Annotated in this window: 20 protein-coding genes; 7 read left to right on the top strand and 13 right to left on the bottom strand. The window is 66.1% G+C overall.

Going from position 1 to position 23383, the window contains the following annotated elements:
- Positions 1–50: 50 nt before the first annotated feature.
- The 3 genes from VRZ08_RS17490 (at position 51) to VRZ08_RS17480 (ending at position 3394) form a co-directional block, all read left to right on the top strand.
- Positions 51–767 carry a DUF938 domain-containing protein gene (locus tag VRZ08_RS17490; RefSeq protein ID WP_414533383.1) on the top strand — a complete coding sequence of 239 codons (717 nt, stop codon included), beginning with the start codon at positions 51–53 and terminating at the stop codon, positions 765–767.
- A gap of 75 nt (positions 768–842) precedes the next feature.
- Positions 843–2090 (top strand): MFS transporter, encoded by a 1248-nt coding sequence (locus VRZ08_RS17485; RefSeq protein WP_414533330.1) that lies wholly within the window; start codon positions 843–845, stop codon positions 2088–2090.
- Between the two features lie 86 nt (positions 2091–2176).
- Complete coding sequence (locus VRZ08_RS17480; RefSeq protein ID WP_414533328.1) at positions 2177–3394, top strand: MFS transporter; 1218 nt, start codon at positions 2177–2179, stop codon at positions 3392–3394.
- A 54-nt stretch (positions 3395–3448) separates the two neighbouring features.
- Here VRZ08_RS17480 and VRZ08_RS17475 read toward each other — a convergent pair whose 3' ends face one another.
- Positions 3449–3994 carry a carboxymuconolactone decarboxylase family protein gene (locus tag VRZ08_RS17475; protein ID WP_414533327.1) on the bottom strand — a complete coding sequence of 182 codons (546 nt, stop codon included), beginning with the start codon at positions 3992–3994 and terminating at the stop codon, positions 3449–3451.
- Positions 3995–4159: 165 nt separating this feature from the next.
- Here VRZ08_RS17475 and VRZ08_RS17470 point away from each other — a divergent pair, with 165 nt between their 5' ends.
- Entirely contained in the window at positions 4160–5344 is a 1185-nt protein-coding gene (locus tag VRZ08_RS17470; protein ID WP_414533326.1) for an acyl-CoA dehydrogenase family protein, read from the top strand.
- A 165-nt stretch (positions 5345–5509) separates the two neighbouring features.
- Positions 5510–6649 carry an acyl-CoA dehydrogenase family protein gene (locus VRZ08_RS17465; RefSeq protein ID WP_414533325.1) on the top strand — a complete coding sequence of 380 codons (1140 nt, stop codon included), beginning with the start codon at positions 5510–5512 and terminating at the stop codon, positions 6647–6649.
- Positions 6650–7110: 461 nt separating this feature from the next.
- On the opposite strand, the gene VRZ08_RS17460 is transcribed toward VRZ08_RS17465, so the two are convergent.
- From VRZ08_RS17460 to VRZ08_RS17420, 9 genes are all read right to left on the bottom strand, one after another.
- Positions 7111–8145 (bottom strand): amino acid ABC transporter substrate-binding protein, encoded by a 1035-nt coding sequence (locus tag VRZ08_RS17460; RefSeq protein ID WP_414533324.1) that lies wholly within the window; start codon positions 8143–8145, stop codon positions 7111–7113.
- 40 nt (positions 8146–8185) lie between these two features.
- A complete protein-coding gene (locus VRZ08_RS17455; protein WP_107357306.1) occupies positions 8186–8779 on the bottom strand; it encodes a L,D-transpeptidase in 594 nt (197 codons plus the stop codon).
- Between the two features lie 41 nt (positions 8780–8820).
- Positions 8821–8952 (bottom strand): DUF2474 domain-containing protein, encoded by a 132-nt coding sequence (locus tag VRZ08_RS17450; RefSeq protein ID WP_107346324.1) that lies wholly within the window; start codon positions 8950–8952, stop codon positions 8821–8823.
- A complete protein-coding gene (cydB, locus tag VRZ08_RS17445) occupies positions 8949–9953 on the bottom strand; it encodes a cytochrome d ubiquinol oxidase subunit II (protein ID WP_414533382.1) in 1005 nt (334 codons plus the stop codon). Before cydB ends, VRZ08_RS17450 begins: the two co-directional genes overlap by 4 nt.
- 19 nt (positions 9954–9972) lie before the next feature.
- On the bottom strand, positions 9973–11379 hold the full coding sequence (locus VRZ08_RS17440; protein WP_414533323.1) for a cytochrome ubiquinol oxidase subunit I: 1407 nt from the start codon (positions 11377–11379) through the stop codon (positions 9973–9975).
- Between the two features lie 508 nt (positions 11380–11887).
- The gene (locus VRZ08_RS17435; protein ID WP_107357303.1) at positions 11888–12499 is read right to left on the bottom strand and encodes a sigma-70 family RNA polymerase sigma factor; all 612 of its coding nucleotides are present in this window, start codon (positions 12497–12499) and stop codon (positions 11888–11890) included.
- Positions 12500–12702: 203 nt separating this feature from the next.
- Entirely contained in the window at positions 12703–13443 is a 741-nt protein-coding gene (locus VRZ08_RS17430) for a response regulator (RefSeq protein ID WP_107346320.1), read from the bottom strand.
- Complete coding sequence (locus tag VRZ08_RS17425; protein ID WP_414533322.1) at positions 13440–15179, bottom strand: DUF3369 domain-containing protein; 1740 nt, start codon at positions 15177–15179, stop codon at positions 13440–13442. The genes VRZ08_RS17430 and VRZ08_RS17425 overlap by 4 nt, the downstream gene beginning before the upstream one ends.
- Positions 15149–17230, bottom strand: a complete 2082-nt coding sequence (locus VRZ08_RS17420; RefSeq protein ID WP_414533321.1) for an ATP-binding protein — start codon at positions 17228–17230, stop codon at positions 15149–15151. Before VRZ08_RS17420 ends, VRZ08_RS17425 begins: the two co-directional genes overlap by 31 nt.
- 206 nt (positions 17231–17436) lie before the next feature.
- On the opposite strand from VRZ08_RS17420, the gene ugpB reads away from it, so the two are divergent.
- Positions 17437–18765: a sn-glycerol-3-phosphate ABC transporter substrate-binding protein UgpB gene (ugpB, locus tag VRZ08_RS17415; protein ID WP_414533320.1), complete on the top strand. Its 1329-nt coding sequence runs from the start codon at positions 17437–17439 to the stop codon at positions 18763–18765.
- 6 nt (positions 18766–18771) lie between these two features.
- On the opposite strand, the gene VRZ08_RS17410 is transcribed toward ugpB, so the two are convergent.
- From VRZ08_RS17410 to VRZ08_RS17400, 3 genes are all read right to left on the bottom strand, one after another.
- On the bottom strand, positions 18772–19743 hold the full coding sequence (locus VRZ08_RS17410) for a helix-turn-helix transcriptional regulator (protein WP_414533381.1): 972 nt from the start codon (positions 19741–19743) through the stop codon (positions 18772–18774).
- Between the two features lie 162 nt (positions 19744–19905).
- Complete coding sequence (locus VRZ08_RS17405) at positions 19906–20712, bottom strand: SDR family oxidoreductase (RefSeq protein WP_011160318.1); 807 nt, start codon at positions 20710–20712, stop codon at positions 19906–19908.
- A 60-nt stretch (positions 20713–20772) separates the two neighbouring features.
- Positions 20773–21831 (bottom strand): polysaccharide deacetylase family protein, encoded by a 1059-nt coding sequence (locus tag VRZ08_RS17400; protein ID WP_414533380.1) that lies wholly within the window; start codon positions 21829–21831, stop codon positions 20773–20775.
- A 155-nt stretch (positions 21832–21986) separates the two neighbouring features.
- Between VRZ08_RS17400 and VRZ08_RS17395 the strand changes: the two genes are divergently transcribed.
- Complete coding sequence (locus VRZ08_RS17395) at positions 21987–23381, top strand: OmpA family protein (RefSeq protein ID WP_414533319.1); 1395 nt, start codon at positions 21987–21989, stop codon at positions 23379–23381.
- Positions 23382–23383: the final 2 nt, after the last annotated feature.

Here is a 23383-nt window from a genome sequence, read left to right as displayed (position 1 = left end):
TAACAGCCGGGTCTGTACACCTCGCACGATAGTGGATGCGGCAGGTGGTGATGGCGGAGTTCGTGGTGGAGTTCGGCAAGGACGGGCGGCGGGTCGAACCCGACGGCCGGCTCGATGCCGCCGCGTTTCATCGCAACGATGCGCCGATCCGCGCCGTGCTGGCCCGGCTGCTCGCCGGGCGACAGGGCGACGTGCTCGAAGCCGGCAGCGGCACCGGCCAGCACATCGCAGCGCTGGCGCGCGAGCATCCGGACATCGTGTGGTGGCCGAGCGACGTCAACGACCACCACCTCAAGAGCATTGCCGCCTGGCGCGCCCATGCGGCGCTGCCCAATCTAAGGCCGCCGCAGCGGATCGACCTGGCCGATCCCACCTGGTCGGTGGCGCCGGCCGACGGGGCGGAGCCCGGGCCATTGCTGGCGATGTTCTGCGCCAACGTCGTCCACGTCGCGCCGTGGCGCGTCGCCGAAGGGCTGCTGGCCGGCGCCGGACGGCTGCTACGCCAGGACGGCATGCTGGTGCTGTACGGACCGTTCAAGCAGGACGGCAAGCACACCGCGCTCAGCAATGCGGTGTTCGACACCAGCCTGCGCGACGCCAATCCGGAATGGGGTGTCCGCGATGTTGCGGACCTGGAAAAGCTCGCGGCCGGCGCCGGTCTGGCGCTGAGCGAGATCGTCGAGATGCCGGCCAACAACCTGATCCTGGTGTTTGTACGGGCGAAACCGGGCAGGGGCCATGCCGCAGCCGGCGGCGCGGCGGGTTGATCACGCCCGGCCCGGCCCTATGATGCGCGCGCAATCGCCGGCCGTCGTCAGCCGGTGCGAGGAGAATCCCTGCCGATGGTCGATGCGACGGCCAACGACATCGTCGAAGACGATGCCCGTGCCCGTTCCAACGTGGTGCGGCTGGTCGCGGCGCAGGCGCTGACCGGCGCCAACGCCGCGGTGATCTTCGCGACCGGCTCGATCATCGGCGCGCAGCTCGCGCCGGAGATGTCGCTCGCGACCGTGCCGCTGTCGATGTACGTGCTCGGCCTTGCTGCCGGCACGCTGCCGACCGGTTGGATCGCACGGGTTTACGGCCGCCGCGTCTCGTTCATGATCGGCACCGGCTGCGGCGCGCTCACCGGCGTGCTCGGCGCTGTCGCAATTCTCTACGGTTCATTCCTGCTGTTCTGCATCGCGACGTTCATCGGCGGGCTGTATGCGGCCGTGTCGCAGTCCTATCGGTTCGCCGCCGCCGATGGCGCCAGCGCCGCCTATCGCCCGAAGGCGGTGTCGTGGGTGATGGCCGGCGGCGTGTTCGCCGGCGTGCTCGGTCCGCAGCTCGTGCAGTGGACCATGGATGTCTGGCAGCCTTTTCTGTTCGCATTCTCCTATGTGGTGCAGGCGGCGATCGCGCTGATCGCGATGGCGGTGCTGTGGGGCGTCGATGCGCCCAAGCCGAAGCCGGCCGAGCGGGCTGGCGGCCGGCCGCTGCTGGAAATCGTGCGGCAGCCGCGCTTCATCGCCGCGGCGCTGTGCGGCGCGATCGCCTATCCGATGATGAATCTGGTGATGACCTCGGCACCGCTGGCGATGCAGATGTGCGGGCTGAGCGTCGGCGATTCCAATTTCGGCCTGCAGTGGCACATCGTGGCGATGTATGCGCCGAGCTTCGTCACCGGCTCGCTGATCGCCAAGTTCGGCGCGCCGCGCGTGGTCGCGGCCGGCCTGATCCTGGAAGCGCTCGGCGCGTCGATCGGCCTGCTCGGCGTCACTGCCCCGCACTTCTGGGCGACGCTGTTCGTGATCGGCGTCGGATGGAATCTGGCGTTCGTCGGCGCCTCGGCGCTGGTGCTCGAGACGCATCAGCCGAGCGAGAAGAACAAGGTGCAGGCGTTCAACGACTTCATCATCTTCGGCCTGATGGCGCTCGGCTCGTTCTCGTCCGGCCAGCTGCTGGCGAACTACGGCTGGACCACCGTGAATCTCGCGGTGTTCCCGCCGGTGCTGCTCGGCCTGATCGTGCTGGCAATCACCGGTTGGTCGAAAGTCCGGAAACGGGTGGCTGACGCCGCCAGCGAACTATCCGATCGCGGCGTCTGAGCCGCGCAACAACACGTCCGGCCTCAAGCCGGGACAGGGAGTGAAGCAATGCCGTCGCGTGCGACCGGCCGCGCTCGCCGCCGCCGATGGTGACCGCTCCCTCTCCCGACGAGACCTCGTTCCGCTATCACGGTTGGCGGATCGTCGTGGTGTGCTTCATCGTCGCCACCTTCGGCTGGGGGCTCGGCTTCTACGGCCAGAGCGTGTACCTCGCCGAACTGGCCCGACTGCATGGCTGGCCATCGTCGCAGATCGCGACCGCCACCACCTTCTTCTATCTCGCCGGCGCGCTGCTGGTGGCGTTCGTCGGCGATGTGATCCGCGCCATCGGCGCGCGCGCCTGCCTGCTCGGCGGCATTGCGGCGATGGCGCTCGGCACGGTGCTGCTTGGCCGGATCGATGCGCCGTGGCAGCTCTATGCGGTGGATGCGATCCTCGCGGTCGGGTGGGCCGGCACCAGTCTCGGCGCAATCACAAACACGCTCGGCCTGTGGTTCGACCAGCGCCGCGGCATGGCAATCAGCCTGGCGCTGAACGGCGCCAGCTTCGGCGGCATCGCAGGCGTGCCGCTGCTGGTGGCACTGATCGGTGCGCTCGGGTTCACCGGGGCGACCACGACGGCGGCGATCGCCGCGGTGGTGCTGCTGATGCCGCTGGTCGCGATCGTGGTCGCGCCGCCACCGCATCTCGCCAGTGCTGCGCCGGCGGCCACTGCACCGCGGGCACTGTCGTCCGGCGCGATCCGCAGCGGCGCGCTACGCGACCTCGGTTTTCTGACCGCCACCATCGCGTTTTCGCTGGTGCTGTTCGCGCAGGTCGGGTTCATCGTCCACCTGATCGCCTATCTCGATCCGCTGATCGGACGGGAGCGTGCCGCGGTGGCGATGTCGCTGCTGACCGCGATGGCGGTGGTTGGCCGGGTGTCGCTGTCGGTGGTGATCGACCGGCTCAATCAGCGTCTGGTCTCGGCGCTGTCGTTCGCCAGCCAGGCGGTGGCGCTGGGTGTGCTCATCTCCACCCGCGATGCGACGCTCTTGTTGGTCGCCTGCGCGCTGTTCGGCTTCTCGGTCGGCAATCTGATCACCTTGCCGGCGCTGATCATCCAGCGCGAATTTCCGGCGTCGTCGTTCGGCATCCTGGTGGCGCTCAACACCGCGATCAACCAGGTCACCTATGCGTTCGGCCCCGGTGTCATCGGCCTGCTGCGCGATGCATCGGGCAGCTACACGCTGCCCTTCACCGGCTGCATCGCGCTGCAGTTCGCCGCTGCAGCGCTGATCATGGTGCGGCTGAGGCGAAGATAACCGTTTCTATGGTCATCCGGGGCGGGCGTCTTCGGCGTGTCCCAGAGGACTGGTTTACGACAGCTCCGGCGTCTCGCCGTCGGGCAGCGGGAACTGGTAGGTGTTGAGCGTCATCGACACCATGGTGTAGTAGCCGCACAGTCCGATCACCTCGGCCAGCCCGCGCTCGCCGAGCAGCCGCATCGCCTCGTCGTACAGCGGCTGCGGCAGCCCCTTGGCTTCGTGCAGCGACCGCGCGACGTCGTAGATCACCTGGGCCTTCGCGCTGTCGAAGGACGGCGTGCGGCGGTCGCGGATCGCGTCGATGATTTTTGGATCGAGCCCGCCGTCGAGTGCCATCTTCTTGTGCGCGTACCATTCGAACTGCGCGCTCCAGTGCCGAGCCGTCACCAGGATGGCGAGTTCGGATTCCGCCGCGGTGAGTGAGGTGTCGTAGCGCAGGAAGGCGCCCAGCCGTGTGGCGTGCCGCGCCATCTCCGGGCTCGCCAGCCACGCCATCATCGGCGGCGGCGGGCTGCCGCGCTTGCTGGCGATGGACTCGTCATAGATGGCGCGTTGCTCGGCGCTCATTTCGCTAGGCGAAAGCAGATTCAGGCGCATCCTCGGTTGTCCTCTTTGGCCGTCGGGGCTTCGTTCCCTAGCACATCGCCGCAAGACCGCCGCCCGAGACGGATATTGAATTCCACCGCGCGACGCGCCAAGGTCGCCGCCAACAAATGCATCGCCGGCGTGCAACGCGCCGGCGCAAATGTGGATGGAAACCGCATGACCGATCTCGATACATTCCGCGCCGAGACCCGCGCCTGGCTGGAGGCCAATTGCCCCGCCGAGATGCGCACGCCGATGCAAGGCGACGAGGACAATTTCTGGGGCGGCCGCGACGCCAAATTCGCCTCCGAGGCGCAGAAGGTCTGGTTCGAGCGGATGCGCGACAAGGGCTGGACGGTGCCGGACTGGCCGACGCAATACGGCGGCGGCGGGCTCGATGGTGCGCGCCACAAGATCCTGCGCGAAGAGATGGCCGCGCTCGGCGCGCGCTCGCCGCTGTCCTCGTTCGGCATCTGGATGCTCGGGCCGGCGCTGTTGAAATACGGCAATGAGCAGCAGAAGGCCGAACATCTGCCGAAGATCGCACGCGGCGAAATCCGCTGGTGCCAGGGCTATTCCGAGCCGAACGCCGGCTCCGACCTTGCGTCGCTGCAGACCCGCGCGGAGAGCGACGGCGACGATTTCATCATCAACGGCTCGAAGATCTGGACGTCCTACGCCAACTACGCGGATTGGATCTTCTGCCTGGTGCGGACCGATCCGACCGCCAAGAAGCATGACGGCATCAGCTTCATCCTGTTCGACATGACCTCGAAGGGCGTGACGACCAAGCCGATCCTGCTGATTTCCGGCAAGTCGCCGTTCTGCGAGACCTTCTTCGACAACGTGCGGGTACCGAAGTCGCACGTCGTCGGCACCATCAACCGCGGCTGGGATGTGGCGAAGTATCTGCTGCAGCACGAGCGCGCGATGATCTCCGGGATGGGCGGCCGCGACGGCGGCCGGCCGCTCGGTCAGGTCGCGGCGGATTCGCTCGGCACCGACGAGAAGGGTCGGCTCGATGATCCGATCCTGCGCGGCCAGATCGCCACGTTCGATGTCGACGAGGCGGCGCTGGCCTGTGCGGCGGAGCGGACGGTCGATCTCGCCAAGGCCGGGCAACTGCATCCGGCGTTCTCGTCGGCGATGAAGTACTACGGCACTGAGCTGAACAAGCGCCGCCACGAGATCCTGATGTCGGCCGGCGGCATCGATGCGCTGGAGTGGGAGAGCGAGCGTAGCCAGGAAGGCAGCCGCGCCCGCGCTTGGCTGCGCACCAAGGCCAACTCGATCGAAGGCGGCACCAGCGAAGTGATGCTCGGCATCGTCGCCAAGCGCATCCTGGATCTGCCGGGGGCGTAGTTAGCCGGCACACCCTCTCCCCGAGTCATTCCGGGGCGCGCGCAGCGCGAGCCCGGAATCCATAACCACCTCCAGGGGATATGGATTCCGGGCCTGCGCCCCCAAGGGGCGCATCCCGGAATGACGAACGCAAAGTCATCACTCCGAATTCATTGGATCATCACCATGGCTCTCGTCCTTACCGAAGAACAAACCATGCTGCGCGACTCGGCGCGCGGGCTGATCGGCGACAAGGCGCCGGTGGCGCATTTGCGCAAGCTGCGCGACGAGCGTGACGCCACCGGCTTTTCCCGCGACTTGTGGAAGAGCTTCGCCGAGATGGGCTTTGCCGGCCTGCTGGTGCCGGAGGAGTTCGGCGGCTCGGGGCTCGGCTGCGTCGAGGCCGGCGTGGTGATGGAGGAGATCGGCCGCAATCTGACGCCGTCGCCGCTGCTGTCGACCGCGATCCTGGCGGCGTCCGCGCTGGCTCGCGGTGGCTCGGAGGCGCAGAAGAAGGCTTACTTGCCGAAGATCGCCGACGGCTCGCTGATCGCCGCGCTGGCGGTCGACGAGGGCGCCAAGCACCGTCCCGCGAAGATCGCGCTGCAGGCAGCCCGTGCCGGCAACGGCTTTCGGCTGAAGGGCGACAAGGCGCTTGTGGTCGACGGTCACGTTGCCGATCTGTTGATCGTGGCCGCGCGGAGTTCCGGCGCACCGGGCGATGCCGACGGCCTGACGCTGTTCCTGGTCGACCCGAAGGCCAAGGGCGTCGCGATCGAGCGCACCGTGATGGTCGACGCGCACAACGCGGCGCGGATCAGCTTCGACGACGTCGAGGTGAACGCCGATCAGGTCCTCGGCGAGGTCGATCGCGGCGGCGCGCTGCTCGAGACGGTGCTGAACGTCGGCCGTGCTGCCGTCGCAGCCGAAATGCTCGGCGTTGCCGACGAGGCGTTCGGGCGGACGGTAAGCTATCTGAAAGAGCGCAAGCAGTTCGGCAAGCTGATCGGCGAATTCCAGGCGCTGCAGCACCGCGCCGCGCATCTCTACACCGAGATCGAAATCCTCCGCGCCGCGGTGCTCAAGGCGCTGCAGGCGGTCGCTGCCGACGCCGCGCAGGCGCGGGTGGCAGTGGCGGTCGCCAAGGCCAAGGCCGGCACGGTGGCGACGCTGGCGGTGCAGGAAGGCGTGCAGATGCACGGCGGCATGGGCATGACCGACCAGTTCGACATCGGCCTGTTCATGAAACGCGCCCGCGTGCTGCAGGAATTGCTCGGCGACAGCGCCTACCACGCCGAGGCGCTGGCGGAGTGGAAGAAGTACTGAGGCGCGAAGCGACGGCCGCCCTCGCTTCTTTTCGTCTCACGCCCTCTCCACTCGTCATTCCGGGATGCGCCGCGCAGCGGCGCAGGCCCGGAATCCATAGCCCCTGAGTTCTCGGTTAAGCACCGGCGATGCTGCGTCCGATCGCTGCACAGGGGATATGGATTCCGGGCTCGCGCTGCGCGCGCCCCGGAATGACGGACGAGAGGGTGCTATCAGCGGTTGGCGTTCAACGCCAAGGACCTTCAACCCCGCCCACAGTCGTCATCCCCGCGTATGCGGGGGTCCAGTATTCCAGAGACTTCGTTGCTGATCGCCGGCGCTCTGCAATACTGGGTCGGCCGCCTGCGCGGGCGATGACGTGAGAGGGTGGGGCGGCGGTTCGATATGAAATGCCGCTGCAAGAAGCGCCGCTGCAAAGAGCGCCGCCGCGAATGAGCGCGTTGCCGTGGCGTTAGATGGCCCTACCTGATCGGCGGCGCGTATTGGATGCCGCCGTTGCTCCAGAGCTGGTTCATGCCGCGCGGGATGCCGAGCTTGCCGACGTTGCGGTCGTAGACTTCGCCGTAGTTGCCGACGTGGCGGATGACGCGGGCTGCCCAGTCCTTCGACAGGCCGAGATCCTCGCCGAACGCGCCTTCGGTGCCGACCAGGCGCATCACGTCCGGCTTCTTCGACTTCAAAGCTTCGCCGATGTTCTGCGAGGTGACGCCGAGCTCTTCGGCGTTGATCATGGCGTACAGCGTCCACTTCACGATCATCATCCAATCGTCGTCGCGCTGGCGCACCACCGGTGCGAGCGGCTCCTTGGAGATGACGTCGGGCAGGATGACGTGGTCGCCGGACTTTTCGAAGGTCTTGCGTAGCGCGTAGAGCTGCGACACGTCGGCCGTGAAGGTGTCGCACCGGCCGTCCTTGTAGGCCTTCACGACGTCGTCGAACTTCTCCGACTTGACCTCCTGAAACTTCATGTTGTTGGCACGGAAGTAATCGGCGAGGTTGAGCTGGGTGGTGGTGCCGTTCTGGACGCAGACCTTGCTGCCGTCGAGTTCGACCGCGCTGTCGATCTTGCGCGAGGCCGGCACCATGAAGCCCTGGCCGTCGTAATAGGCGACCGCCGGAAAATACAGGTCGTAGTTGGTTTCGCGCGACATGCTCCAGGTCGAGTTGCGCGACAGGATGTCGACCTTGCGGCTCTGTAGTTCCTTGAAACGCTCGTTGGCGTCGAGCGCCACGAACTGGACCTTGTTCGGGTCATCGAAGATCGCCGCCGCCACCGCGCGGCAGAAATCGACGTCGAAGCCGGTCCAGTTGCCCTTGTCGTCGGGCGTCGAGAAGCCGGGCAGGCCCTTGTTGACGCCGCACAGCACGGCGTCGCGGCGGATGGTGCGCTTCAGCGTCTTGGTGTCGTAGCGCTCATAGGTGATCGCCGCCGCCGCGATGCCCGCCGCGACCACGAGCCCGATCGCGAGCCCGGTCTGAAACGTCCGTTTGAACATGCTGAGTCTTTCGCAATGAGAAGGGAAGGCCGCCGCGCCGTTACAGCTCGGGCTTTTGCCGGACCACCACCTTGGTGCCGACCGGCACGCGGTCGTACAGGTCCATCACGTCGGCATTGACCAGCCGGAAGCAGCCGGACGAAATCGCGGTGCCGATGGTGTCGGGGCGGTTGGTGCCGTGGATGCGATACACCGTCGAGCCGAGATACATCGCCCGCGCGCCGAGCGGATTGCCCGGGCCGCCGGCCATGAAGCGCGGCAGATAAGGTTGGCGCTGGATCATCTCCGGCGGCGGCACCCAGTCCGGCCATTCGGCCTTGCGCGAGATCTTCAACAGGCCTTGCCAGGTGAAGCCTTCGCGGCCGACGCCGATGCCGTAGCGTAGCGCGCGGTTGTTGCCCTGAACCAGATACAGATAGCGTTCGGAGGTCTGGACGATGATGGTGCCGGGCGCTTCGGTGGTGCGGAAATACACCATCTGCTTCTGCCACTCCGGCGGCAGCACGTAGCCGTCATCGGCGATCAGGCCGGGCTCGTCACCGGGATCCTGCTGCTGCGCGTAGCTCGGCATCGCAGCGAGCGTAACCAGGGCTGCCGCGGCCACCACCCGGCTCAACAAGCGCGGAAATCTCATGATACCCCCATCGCAAACCACTGGCGGGGCTATGTATCACGTCAGCCCTTACCGATCCACAACCGCAGCAGCAGCGAGACCAGCGTCACCGCGCCGACACCGGCGAGCCACAGCGCCACGAACCACAGCAGTCGTCGTGGCAGCGGCGTTTTCGGTTCAATCGGCGCGCTCAATGATAGCCGTTCTCCGGATCGACCTTGCCGCGAAACACCCAATAGGCCCACGCAGTGTAGGTGAGGATGATCGGCACCAGGATGGCGACGCCGACCAGCATGAACAGCTGGCTGTTCTCAGGCGCGGCAGCCTGCCAGATGGTGATGCTGCGCGGCACCACATAGGGCCACAGGCTGATGCCGAGGCCCGCATAGGACAGCGCGAACAGGCACAACGTCAGCAGGAACGGCTGATAGTCGCGGCGCTGTGCCAACGCGCGCAGCAGCAGCGCGGTGACGATGGCGACCGCGAGCGGCACCTGGGCGGTGGCCAGCACGTTCGGCCAGGCGAACCAGCGCTGCGAATAGTCGTAGCTGAGGAACGGCGTGGCGGCGCTGACGGCGACGATCGCGGCGAGCAGCGCGAACAGCAGCCAGCGGCTCAGCCGATACGCCTTCTCGCGCAGGTCGCCGGTGGTCTTCATCACCAGCCAGGTGGCGCCGAGCAGCGAATAGCCGATCACCAGCGCGACGCCGGTGAGCAGGCTGAACGGCGTCAGCCAGTCCCACCAGCCGCCCGCATAGCCGCGGCCTTCGACGTGAATACCCTGCAGCAGCGCACCGAGCGCAATGCCTTGCGCCAGCGTCGCCACCAGCGAGCCGAGGAAGAATGCGATGTCCCAGCGGTTGCGCTCGCGCTGGGTGCGCCAGCGGAATTCGAATGCGACGCCGCGAAACGCGAGGCCGAGCAGCATCGCGATGATCGGCGTGTACAGCGCCGGCATCAGTACCGCGTAAGCCAGCGGAAACGCCGCAAACAGCCCGCCGCCGCCGAGCACCAGCCACGTTTCGTTGCCGTCCCACACCGGCGCGACGCTGTTCATGATGACGTCGCGGTCGCGCTTGGTGCGAAACAGCGGAAACAGAATGCCGAGTCCGAGGTCGAAGCCGTCCATCACCACATAGACGAACACCGCAAAGGCGATGATGAAAGCCCAGATCGTCGCGACATCGTAAGCCATAGTCACAGCCGAATCCTGCTCAACTGAATCTGCGGGTGGCGATCGCCGGCGCCGGCGTGATGCCGGCGGCGCGTTCGGGCGTATCGCCGCGCGGGCCTTCTTCGCCGTGGTGTGGCGGATGCGCCATCAGTCGCAGGATGTAGACCACGCCTGCGATGAAGATGGCGAAATACACCACGATGAAGGCGATCAGCGACGTCGCCACCGCCGGGGCGGCCAGCGGCGATACTGAGTCGACGGTGCGCAGCAGGCCGAACACGGTGAACGGCTGCCGCCCGGTCTCGGTGGTCACCCAACCGGCCAGCGCGGCGACGAAGCCGGCCGGGCCCATCGCCAGTGCGAAGCGGTGCAGGGGGCGGGATTCGAACAGCCGGCCGCGCCAGCGCAGCCACAGGCTGAACACGCCGAGGCCGAGCATCAGGAAGCCGAGCGCGACCATCACGCGGAACGACCAGAAGGTGATCGGCACCGGCGGCCAATTCTCACGCGGCACGGTGTCGAGGCCGGCGAGCGGCGCGTCGAGCGAGTGCTTCAGGATCAACGATGACAGCTTCGGAATCTGCAGCGCGTAGCGCACCACCGCGGCGTCCTGATCGGGCAGGCCGAACAGGATCAGCGGCGCACCGTCAGGATGGCTCTGGTAGTGGCCTTCCATCGCCATCACCTTGGCGGGTTGGTGCTCCAGCGTATTCAGGCCATGCGCGTCGCCGGCGAAGATCTGGATCGGCGCCACCACGGCGATCATCCACATCGCCATCGAAAACATCATCCGCGCGCCGGGCTGCCGGGTATTGCTCAGCAGATGATAGGCGCCGACCGAGCCGACCACGAGCGCCGTGGTCAAATAAGCCGCCAGCACCATGTGGGCGAGACGATACGGGAATGACGGATTGAAGATCAGCTTGAACCAGTCGACCGCCACGAACTGCCCGGCCTCGTTGATGCCGTAGCCGGTCGGGGTCTGCATCCAGGAATTGGCCGACAGAATCCAGAACGCGGAGGTCAGCGTACCGATCGCGACCATCAGCGTGGCGAGGAAGTGCAGCCGCGGCCCCACCAGCTTGAGGCCGAACAGCATGACGCCGAGGAATCCCGCCTCGAGGAAGAAGGCGGTCAGCACCTCATAGGCCATCAGCGGGCCGAGCACCGGGCCGGTCTTGTCCGAGAACACCGCCCAGTTGGTGCCGAACTGGTAGGACATCACGATGCCCGACACCACGCCCATGCCGAACGCGATGGCGAAGATCTTCATCCAGTAATTGAACAGGTTGATGAAGACTTCACGCTTGGTCCACAGCCACAGCGCTTCGAGCACCGCGAGATAGCTCGCAAGGCCGATCGAAAAGGCGGGGAAGATGATGTGAAACGACACCGTGAAGGCGAACTGGAGGCGCGCCAGCACCACCGGATCAAGACTTTCGAACATCCCACCGATCCGTAGACGTGAGCGTAAGATGATGCGCACATCATCGAGCGACTATGTATCGCCGCAGTGCATCGATGCCTAGACGGCAGCAGTTAACAATTCCGCGACGGCGCTGCACTCAATCGAAAATCGTCCGGTTTGTTCCTGATTTGCGTGGCATCGATCGTGCTGCGGCAACACAACGCATTGGCGTACCTTCAACAAGGCAGAACCCGGACGAGGGGGCATCTCGTCCGGGTCCCTTGGAGGCCTACGATGGGGTGTCGGAGGCTTTGAAAATTCGCTGTCGCGCGACCTATGTTTGGTGGCCGCTGCGTCGATGAAGATCACCCTAGCAGGCTGATCTTTCCGTTCGATGTCGTCGATCGTTTCAATTGTTTCGTTCGACGATTGAGCATCGCTGTGTTGACTATAGTGACCAGCACATCGTGGCACGAGGGCGGCGAACCAGAACCTCTCCAAACTGCCGGCGTGCGACCAAGCGGCGCGGACAGCCTCGCGTGCGACGTCAGGCCGCGAGGCTTTCGACGCCGTGGCGCTTCAGCAATTCGGCAAGCTGCTTGCGGGCGTAGAACATCCGGGTCTTCACCGTGCTCTGCGGAATGCCGACGATGCGTCCAACTTCCTCGACCGACTTCTCATGGTAGTAGACGAGATTGATGATCTCGCGATGCGCCGGCGACAGTTTGGCGATGCAGGCGCGCAGGATGTCGCTGGTGCGGCTGCGGTCGAGCGCGGTCTCCGGCGAGTCCGAGCCGTCGGCGATCTCCAGCACGTCGTCCTGGTCGATGTCTTCGTGCTGGCGCTGGCGCAGCGCGGTCAGCGACTTGAACCGGGCGATCGACAGCAGCCAGGTCGACACCTGAGCGCGGCCTTCGAACTGCCGGGCGGTCCGCCACACGTCGAGGAAGACTTGGCTGACCAGGTCTTCGGCGGTCGCGGCGTCGCGCACCATCCGCAGGATGAAGCGATACACCCGCACATTGTGCCGGGCGTACAGAGTATGCATCGCAGTCCGGTCTCCGCCCGCAATGCTGGCGAGCAGCATTTCATCGCTCGTGGCTCTGGCGGCCAGGATGCCCAGGCGGCCGGCGTCGTTGAGCGCAATGACGTTCTGCATGACGAGCTCCCTTCGTGCCGCGCTCCCCCGCGGCGTGTTGGGAGAACTACTAGCCAGCTACCGTTTCAGGAGGTCTGCGCCGGAGGGGAAAATGGTTTCGTGGCGAAATGGAAGTGTTTCGTCGCCGGAGCCGCGACGAAACATTCGGACGGAAAAGCGAGGGAAATCAGGCCCTGCAGCCAGCGATACCGGCGGCCAGCGGCTCAGGCGCGGTCGCTGGCGGGCGAGAACAAATAGCCGCCGCCGCGAATTGTCCTGATTACGGCCGGCTTCGTCGGGTCCGGCTCGATCTTGCGGCGGATCCGCATGATGCGGAGATCGACCGCGCGGTCGAACGCTTCGGCGTCGCGCGCATTCGCCAGCTCCAGCAGCCGCTCGCGCGACAGCACCCGTTTGGGATTGGCGGCGAACACCTTCAGCAGGCCGAATTCCGACGCCGTCAGCGGATGCTCGTTGCCGTCATCGTCGCGCAACGCCTGGGCTTCGAGATCGAGCCATTTGGTGCCGAACCGCACCAGCTGGGCGCTGTCGGCCTTGGCGGCGCTCGCAGGCTCCGCGGCGGCGGGCTTCGGTGGCGCCGCGCGGCGCAGCACCGACCGGATCCGGGCCATCAATTCCCGCAGCTCGCAAGGCTTGGCGATGTAATCATCGGCGCCGAGTTCGAGGCCGACCACCCGGTCGATCGGGCTTGCGGTCGCGGTCAGCATGATCACTGGAACGTTGGACTTGGCCTTGAGGTCGCGGATGATCGACAGCCCGTCCTCTTCCGGCATGTTGAGGTCCAGCACCACCAAGTCCGGCAGCTTGGTGGCGATCTCGGCACGCAGGCTCTTGCCGCCATCGCACAGCGTGACGGCGAAGCCGTGCATCTTGAGATAGTCGCCGACCATCTCGCGGGCCGGAGCTTCGTCGTCGACGACGATGATGTGCGGGTTCTGGCTCATGACACCGACGCTGCGGGCAGAATAATGGTGAAAGTCGCGCCCTGACCGGGGCCAGGGCTCTCGGCGACGATCTCGCCGCCATGCATGTCGACGATCTTCTTGACGATCGACAGCCCGAGGCCGGTCGAGCTTTCGCCCGCCGTCGGCTTGGCGGACAGCCGCTGGAAACGCCCGAACAGCCGGCTCAGATCTTCCGGCGACAGCCCGGCGCCCTCGTCGGTGACACGGATCATGGTGCTGTCGCCATCCCCGTCGACCTGCAGGGTGATGTTGCCGCCGATCGGGCTGTATTTGATGGCGTTGCTGACCAGATTGTCGATCGCCTCGCGCATCCGGTCGGAATCGCACATTGTCGCGCAGGCTTCCGGCGTCGACACCGAAATCACCTGCTGCTTGTTCTGCGCCATCGGCCGGTTGGCCTCGGCGACCTCGCCGACCAATGCCGCGATGTCGACAGCCTCGCGCCGGATCGAGATGTCGAACGCATCCGCCATCGCGTCGGAGATCAAATGATCGACCATCAGCGTCAGTCGCCGGGTGGCGTCGCGGATATGATCGACCTGGGCGATGACGTGGTCCTTGGAGGATTCGGCGCCGATCAGCTCGGTCAGCATTTCGGTGCGACCGAGGATGACGCCGAGCGGGTTCTTCAGGTCGTGCGCGACGGTGCCGAGGATCTCGTTCTTGAACGCATTGGCGCGCTGCAGCCGCAGCCACTGCGTCGACAGCCGGCGGTTGGCCTGGGTCAGCGCCCGGGTGCGCTGGGCCACCCGCTCTTCGAGCTGGGTGTTGGCCTCGTGCAGCTGCCGATACAGGATGACGTTGTCGAACGCGATCGACAGCCGGCTGCCGAAAATCTCGACCAGCGAACGGTCGGTGTCCGACAGTTCGCGCTCGGCCTGCAGCAGCACCACCACTTCGCGGCCGCTGCCGGTGCGGATATAAAGCACGGTGCGATGGTCGGCGAATTCGTGCTTGCGGCGCCGGAACGCCTCTTCAACCATCTGGCGCAGGTCGGGGTCGAGCGAATTGCTGTGGCCGGTGGGGCCGATGAAGCGACTGTAGCAGCCCGAGCCTGCCAGCACCGCCAGTTCGTCGCCGGCGTCGCGCAGCACCAAAATACCGGCGCAATCAACATTGAGCAGCGAGGCGAGCTGGGTCAGCACCCCCTCGGCGAGCCGCTGCATCGATTTGAAGTCGTACAGCGTCGAGGCGGCGTCGATGATGATTTCCAGGCCGCGCCGGGTCTGCACCATCCGCTCGAGTTGCTGATAGCTGCGCAGCGCCGCAGTCAGCGAGGTGAACAGTTTGTCGGCGGTGAGCTCGGTCTTGGCCTTGTAGTCGTTGATGTCGTAGTCGACGATGACGCGGCGCTCGGGCGCCTGGCCTGGCTGGCCGGTGCGCAGGATGATCCGGACGGTCTCGTTCTTGAGGTCGTTGCGGATGAACTCCACCAAATCGAGGCCGGCCGCATCGGTCTCCATGATGACGTCGAGCAGCACCGCGGCGATGTCGGGGTTGGCGCGCATCAGTTCGCGGCCTTCGGCGCCCGAATAGGCCGACAGGATCTCGAGCCCCTGGTTGTTGAGGCTGTAGTCGCTCAGCGCAAAGCGGGTGCCGTCGTGAACCGCGGTGTCGTCGTCGATCACCGCGATCTTCCATTTCCGTGCGCCCGATACCTCCGGCGTCGAATCGGCGTCTTCGATCAGCTCGAGGATATCGTCCTGGTCGGCCATTGCAGGTTTCCGTCGATGGGCGGGGCAGCGGATGCCGCTCCGCCAGTGGCGGTTTTCGGCATGATAATGCGAAAAGTCGTGCCTTGTCCTAGTCTTGATTCCAGCATCATCCGGCCGCCGAGCTGCTGGGTCACCAGATTGTAAACGATGTGCAGGCCGAGCCCGGTGCCGCCCTCATTGCGGCGGGTGGTGAAGAACGGGTCGAAAGCCTGGCGCTGCACGTCCGGCGTCATACCGGCGCCGTCGTCGGCGAAGATGATCTCGATGTCATCGTTGCCGCGCGGCCGCGCCGTGATGGTGATCGTTCCGGAGCGTCCGTCGGTGAAGGCGTGGTTGGCGGCGTTCAGAAACAGGTTGGTCAGGATCTGCCCGTAGGCGCCGGGGTAGCCGTCGATCACCAGGCTTTCCGGCACGTCGATGTCGAGCCGGATTGGCGCCCGCTTCAGCACCGGCTTCAGACTGGCGACGATCTGATCGGTCGCCTCGTGCAGGTTGAATTGCCGGCGTTCGGCGTGGGACCGGTCGACCGCCACCTGCTTGAACGACTGGATCAGTTCGGCGGCGCGCTGCAGATTGCCGACGAGCTGCTGGGCGGCGTCGCGCGTACTGCGGACGAATTCGTCGAGCTGCGAGCGCCGCAGCGGCGTATCGCCTTTCAGCTCGGCCTCGAAGGTGGTCGCCCGTCGGGTGAAGCTCGACGCCACCGTCAGGCTGATGCCGATCGGGTTGTTGACCTCGTGGGCGACACCGGCCACCAGACTGCCGAGCGCCGCCAGTCGTTCGGCGTCGATCAAATTCTGCTGTGCGGTTTTCAGTTCGAGCAGCGCGCTCTCGGCTTTTTCTTTCGACTCGCGAAGATCGTCCTGCGCCTTGCGCTTGTCGATCGCGTTCTCGCGGAACACTTCGACCGCGCGCGCCATCGCGCCGATCTCGTCCTTGGCCTCGGTGCCGGCAACGCGGCGGTCGTAATTGCCCGAGGTGATGGCGTGCATCGCCGACAGGATCTGCTGCAGCGGCAGGCGGATGCTGAGCGCGATGATGATGCCGGCGGTCATGATGACGCCGAGGAAAATCAGCGCGATCGACAGAACTTTGCGCGAAATGCCGGTGAGGGTGCGGTCAAACGTCTCCTGCGCCTTCTGTTCGCGCTGGCGCATCTTCACCGACAGCGCGTCGATCGCCGCGATGGTGGCGGCCTGGCTGGCGTCGATCGAGTTGCGCAAGAGATCGCTGCGCTTGGCCAGCTGATCGGTCAATTCCTGCAGGCCGTCGCGCAGCGCCGCGGTGCGCAGCTTCAGCTTTTCCAGCGCCATCTTTTGCAGATCGTTGTCGGCGAGATTGCTCATCACCGGAATCGTCCGCTCGATGGTCTCGGTGTTCTGCTGCGCCTCTTCGGCGGCCTGCTGCGACAGCGACAGGTAGTAGGAGTTGGCCGCCACCAGCATCGCGGTGAAAGCCTCGCGGGCACGGCCGAGCGGCGGCAGGATCAGCGCGTCCCGCTGGCCGGTGGCGCCGCCGATCACCGCAAACAGCGCCGCGATATCGCGGGCCGGCGCCTGCACCTGGTTCTCGTAGGTGGACTTGATGGTGGTCTGCAGTGCTCGCAGGTCGCCGAAGCCGCCGAGGAAGCGTTCGGTGGCGCGCTCCAGCTCTTCGACCGAGCCCGACAGCATCGGATCGGTGGAGGCGCGGTTGGTCAGCGTGCCCAGCACCGCTTCGCGCAGCAGCAGGATCTCGGCGAACAGGTCGGGGCTCGGCTGATTGATGTAGCGATGGATCAGGTTCTGCAGCCGCCCGGTCTCGCTTTCCAAGAGCGCCAGGATCTTGTCGGACTCCCGCACCTGGCGGACATCGTCCCAGGCGGTGCGCAGCACCCGCGTGCCGCTCCAGATCAGGCTCACCAGCACCAGCACGACCAGCGAGTTCAGCGCGGCGATCGACAGGATTCGCCAGCGGATCGGCACCGCGCGCACCAAGCCGACGAGGCCGGTGCGGCTGCGCCGGTCCGGCCGTGGCTCGGTATCAGCGGACTGCGGGGCGACCGGATCCAACTCAGTCGACCTCACGCCGGACCATATCGCGGCCAGTTGCGCGCGCAGCAGCGGCGCGCACAGTGTTGCCGTCAGGGACCTCGGCTCGGCTGGACAGCGGCAAGTTCAATCCCATACAGTTGGTGCCGGTCGCAGGGACCGGAGAAGTCCCACCAAGCTAGCAGATCAGCCTGGGCGATGGCTATCGGGAGTGAGCGCATCAGGCGATGGCCGGAATTTTGGGAAGACTCGCGCAAATCGCCGCCACCTTGCTGGTTTGCGCCACCGCCGGTATCGCCCCCGCCGGCGCCGCTACGGAAATCGCCTGGTGGCACGCGATGTCCGGCGAGCTCGGCCGGCAGCTCGAGAAGCTGGCGGCGGATTTCAATGCGTCGCAATCCGATTACCGCGTGGTCCCGACCTACAAGGGCAACTACACCCAGACGGTGACTGCGGCGATCTTCGCGTTCCGCTCCTCCAGCCAGCCGGCGATCGTGCAGGTCAACGAAATCGCCACCGCCACCATGATGGCGGCCAAGGGCGCGGTCTATCCGGTGTACGAGCTGATGCGGGACGAGAGCGAAGTGTTCTCGCCGGCCGATTATCTGCCCGCTGTGACCGGGTACTACACCGATCTCGACGGCAACATGCTGTCGTTCCCGTTCAACGCGTCGACGCCGATCCTGTACTACAACAAGACCCTGTTTCGGCGCGCCGGGATCGACCCCGAGGCGCCGCCGGCCACCTGGCCGGACGTCGGGACGATGGCGAAGCGTCTGATCGACGCCGGCGCGACCTGCGGCTTCACCACCTCGTGGCCGTCCTGGGTGCACATCGAGAATTTCTCCGCCTATCACGACCTGCCGTTGGCGACGCGGTCGAACGGGCTTGGCGGGCTCGATGCCGAATTGGTGTTCAACAATCCGGCGGTGGTTCGCCATATCGCGCAGCTTGCCGATTGGCAGAAGACCAAGATCTTCGACTATAGCGGCCGCGCCACCGCGGCCGAACCGCGCTTCCAGCAGGGCGATTGCGGCATCTTCATCGGTTCGTCCGCAACGCGGGCCGACATCCTGGCCAACGCCAAGTTCGACGTCGGCTATGGCCGGCTGCCGTATTGGCCCGACATCGCCGGAGCACCGCAGAACACCATCATCGGCGGCGCCACGCTATGGGTCCTGCGGGGCCGTACGGCTGGCGAATACAAGGGCGCCGCCAAGTTCTTCGCTTACCTGTCGAAGCCGGAAGTTCAGGCGGCCTGGCATCAGCACACCGGCTATTTGCCGATCACCAAGGCGGCCTACGACCTGACCCGTGCGCAGGGCTTCTACGACCGCAATCCCGGCACCGCGATCTCGATCGAGCAGATCACGCTGAAGCCGCCGACCGAGAATTCGCGCGGGTTGCGGCTCGGTTCGTTCGTGCTGGTGCGGGCCGCGATCGAAGACGAGATCGAGCACGCGGTGCGCGGCGAAAAATCTGCGAAGGACGCGATGGATGCGGCGGTTGATCGCGGCAACAAGCTGCTGCGGCAGTTCGAACGCACCAAGCCGTAGGGGCGGTTACGGCGCAGCCTCGCGCAGGCCGAACGCGCCGGCATCGCGACTGAGCACCGGCGACACCATCGCGACCAGCTTCTGCGCGGCGGCTTCGACCGACAGCCCGGCGGTGTCGAGCACGCCGGCGGCGCGGGCATACAGCGGCTCGCGGCTCTGCAGGATGGTGCGCAGCTCCTGCATCGCGGCGCGGTCGTCGGCCATCGGCCGCAGGTCGCCCTGGCCGCGCACCCGCGCCATGTGCTCCTCCGGCTCGGCCTTCAGCCAGATCGTATAGAACGAGGTCAGGATCTGATCGAAGGTGATCGGCTCGGAAACGATGCCGCCGCCGGTCGCCAGCACGATCGGCTCCTGGCGGGCGAGCAGCCGCGACAGCGCGGCCTGCTCCATCCGGCGGAAGCCTTCTTGGCCGTACAGCGCGATGATTTCGGATACCGACAGCCCGTTCTGGCGTTCGATCTCGCGGTTCAGTTCGACGAAGCTCCAGCCGATGCTGTCGGCCAGCATCTTGCCAAGGGTCGACTTGCCGGCGCCGCGCAGGCCGATCAGTGCGATGCCGTGGAAGGTCGCCTCCCGCTCCAGTCCGCCGAACCGGCCGAGGCCGGACAACACGTCCTTGGCATGCGCGATCTGCACCGGGGTTGCGCGCCGCACCAGGTCGCGGATCACCGGCCAGTCCGCCGACGACTCGTTGGAGGGCAGCAGGTCTTCGAGCGGCGTCGCCAGCGCTTCGGAGATCCGGCGCAGCAGCATGATCGACACGTTGCCTTTGCCGCTTTCGAGCTGGGCGATGTAGCGCTCCGAGATGCCGGAGACCTTGGCCAGCACCTTGCGCGACATGCCGCGTCGCCCGCGCATGGTGCGGACATGGCGGCCGAGGTCGAGCAGAAAGCTCGCGTCGGTATCGTCTGGCTCGGCCATCTTGGTCCGTTCACATCTGTCTGGAGAATGATAATGCCGGCCGAAAACGCCAGCAATCGAACGGATGCCGTTCGATGCACTATAATTCAAGGCAAATTTCGTCAGGTGGGACGCAAAACCGCAGCCCGCGCGCTGTCGGGCGCGGGCGTCGCGGTGGAGCACTTTTGACCGGAGAGGTGGGCTCTGGCGCTTCGAGCGGGAGACCGAAGCGCGGCGGCGTTACGCCCAGCCGTCGCCCTTGATGCCCGGGTTGGCGAAGGCGACGCCGCCGTCGACCGTCACGGTCGAGCCGACCACGTAGTCGCCGGCGCGGGAGGCGAGGAACACGGCGGTGCCGGCCATGTCCTCGTCGGTGCCGATCCGGCCCGCCGGGACGCGCTTGGCGACCGCATCGGACTCGTCGCGCGCCGCCTTGTTCATGTCGGAGGCGAACGGACCCGGGGCGATCGCAGTGACGACGATGTGGTCCTTGATCAGCCGCACCGCCAGCCGGCGGGTGAGGTGGATCAGGCCGGCCTTCGACGCCGCGTAGGGATAGGTCTCGAGCGGATTGACGAAGATGCCGTCGATCGAGGCGATGTTGATCACCTTGCCGGGCTGTTCGGCGCTCGCGGCGGCGCGCAGCAGCGGGGCCAGCGCCTTAGTCAGGAAGAACGGCGTCTTGACGTTGAGGTCCATCACCTTGTCCCAGCCGCTCTCCGGGAATTCGTCGAAGTCGGCCGCCCAGGCGGCGCCGGCGTTGTTGACCAGGATGTCGAGCGAGCTCTCGCGGCGCTTGATCTCGGCGGCCAGCATGTCGATGCCCGCCATGGTCGAGATGTCGATCGGCAGCGCAACGCATTCGCCGGGATACATTTCGGTGAGTTCATCGGCGGTGGCCTGACACGCTGCGGCCTTGCGCGCGGTGATGTAAACGCGCGTCGCGCCGTAGGCGAGAAAGCCGGCCGCGATCATCTTGCCGATGCCGCGCGAGCCGCCGGTCACCAGAGCGACGCGGCCTTGCAGCGAAAACAGATCCTTGAACATGACATCTCCCTCGGGGCTTTGGCCGCCTGTTTGAGGCGGCCAGGGAGGTGAGTCAAGAAATCACGCCGCAGCGACGCGGCGGAAGCCGTTCCACATTGCGGTCGCGGCCCCGGAAGTCAGCACCGGCAATAGCCGGTGGTCCTGGTAGTGACCGTTCAGTGAGATCCGCGGCAGCGCGGTGAGGTGATCGGCGCACTCGGCGAACATCATGCCGGGGCGCGTGGTCACCGCAGTCTTGTAGCCGACCGCCTGCGCGATCGCGAATTCGCGCGGACCGGCAGACGCCCTGTCGCCATACGGATAGGCGAGGTGGTCGACTGCCTGTTGCAGCTCGTCCTGGATGCGGGCGCGGCTGCCGGTGAGTTCATGCGCGGCGACCAGCTCGGTCTGCCGGCGCAGCATGCAATGGGTGATGCCGTGCGCGCCGATCGTCACCAGCGGGTGCGCGGCGAAGCTGCGCAGTTCGTTCCACGGCAGGCACAGTTCGCGCGCCGCGGCGGTTTCGTCGATCCCGTAACGCAGGGACAGCGTGGTCATCGCGGCATCGAGATCGCCGCCGTTCGGCAGGCTGCGCAACAGATCGTGCAGCCGGTCGAATGCCGCCTGCTTGGCCTCGGGCGTCGTAGTGTCGAGACGCAGCTCCTGGCCGTCGATCGACACATCGATCCGGCTCTGGGCGGCGATCAGCCGTTCCAGCGTCACCCACCACAGCCGGCCGGTGCCTTCGGCGAAGTCGCTAGTGACGAAAACGGTGAACGGTGCGCCGAACTCTTCGAACACCGGCAGGGCGAAATCGCGGTTGTCGCGATAGCCGTCATCCAGCGTAATGCAGGCGAAACGCCGGCTGAAGTCGCGCGCACGCAGCCGTCGGTGCAACTCGTCCATCGGCACCAGATCGATTCCGAGCTCGCGCAGATGGCGCAGCGTGGCGCGGAGGAAGTCCGGCGTGACCTCGAGGTGGCGATTGGGCTGAAACGAATCGTCGCGGGCCGGCCGCACGTTGTGCAGCATGAAAACCGTGCCGATTCCGGAAAAGATCGGGCGCAGCACCCGATGCGCGCCGGTGTAATAAAGGGCTTCGAGCCCGGCGCGGATAATATTGTGGCGAAAGTGCTTCATCGAATAGCGGCCGCTCAATTTCTGCACGATGCTAGGCGCCGACGGTTGAAGAAACGGTTATGGGAAGCGCAACTTTGGTTGCTGTTTCCTTGAATTGCGTTTGACAGCCCTCCAACGGTTTGATTTCTCTCTGCTTCTGATCCACGGGAAGCGGAATGCGCGGACTCTACAGCTCCAGCGGTAAATGGTGGCCCGGCGCCATTCCGTTGGTTATCCTCTGGGCTATCGCCGCTTGGACGACGATGCCGGCCGTGGAAGCCGATCTTGGCGCTCGCGCCACGGCTGCGCTCAAGGACACCGTCCTCGACAAAACGAAGATCACCGCTGCGGGTCGCGACATCACGCTGACCGCCGAGGCGTTCTCCGAAGAAGGGCGCCGCGCCGCGGTGTCCGCGGTCGAGGCAGTGCCGGGCCTCCGTTTGGTGAACGACCGGACCAAGCTGGTACCGGAAGCCTCTCCTTATGTCTGGTCAATTGAGCGCGATGTCGTCCGCGTGACCCTGACCGGCAGCGCACCGCTGCCGGCGAGCCGCACCCGGCTGGCCGATGGCGCGCGGGCGGCGGTGAACGGCACCGAGGTGGTCGACCGGATGGCGCTGGCGCGCGGCGCCCCGCAACGGTTCGACGCCGCCGCGATGCTGCTGATCGACCAGATCGCCAAGTTGAAGCAGGGCAAGATCACCCTCACCGGCACCCAGGTTGCGCTGAAGGGCATGGCCAAGGATCTCGGCGGCCGTGAATCGATCGCCGCGGCGCTGCGCAGCCTTCCCGACGGCTACACCGTTGGCGAGAACGACATCGAGGCGCCGCCTTACGTGTTCCGGGCCTACAAGGACCCGGTCGCCGGGCAGGTCACGCTCGATGGCTACGTGCCGGACAATAATGTCCATGCGGCGCTGGCCGCGGCCACTGGCCGCAAGTTCTTCAGCGAAAAGGTGGTCGACAACCTCAAGGCAAGCGTCGGCGCCCCGAAGGGCTTCCTCGAAGCCGCAACGCCGGCGCTCGGCGCGCTGTCGCGGCTGTCGACCGGCACTCTGGTACTGTCAGACCGTGAGGTTCATTTGTCCGGCGACGCCCTTTACGAGGTCGCCGCCAATCAGATCCGCGGCGGTCTGAACAAGGAGCTGCCGCAGGGCTGGACCGTGAAGGCCGATCTGTCGGTCAAACCGGCCGCCGCGCCGGTCGATGCGTCGGTGTGCCAGCAATTGTTCAACGGGCTGCTGGCCAAGGCCACTATTCAGTTCGAATCCGCCAGCGCCAAAATCGACAAGGATTCCGCCGCGCTGCTCGACCGGCTGATCGAGACCGCGATGCGCTGCCCGAACGCCAAGATCGAAATCGCCGGCCACACCGACAGCGACGGCGACCCCGCGTTCAACCAGTCGTTGTCGGAAAAGCGCGCCCGCGAGGTGGTTGACTATATGGTGCGGGCCGGCCTGTCGCCGGAGCGTCTCCAGGCATTCGGCTACGGCAGCAAGATCCCGGTCGCCGGCAACGACACCGACGCTGGCAAGGCGAAGAATCGCCGGATCGATTTCGTGGTCAGGTGACG

This window comes from Rhodopseudomonas sp. G2_2311, assembly GCF_047501505.1.
GTDB lineage: Bacteria > Pseudomonadota > Alphaproteobacteria > Rhizobiales > Xanthobacteraceae > Rhodopseudomonas > Rhodopseudomonas palustris_H.
Note: the sequence above shows the minus strand (reverse complement) of the source record. Positions and strands in the feature narration are given on the sequence as shown.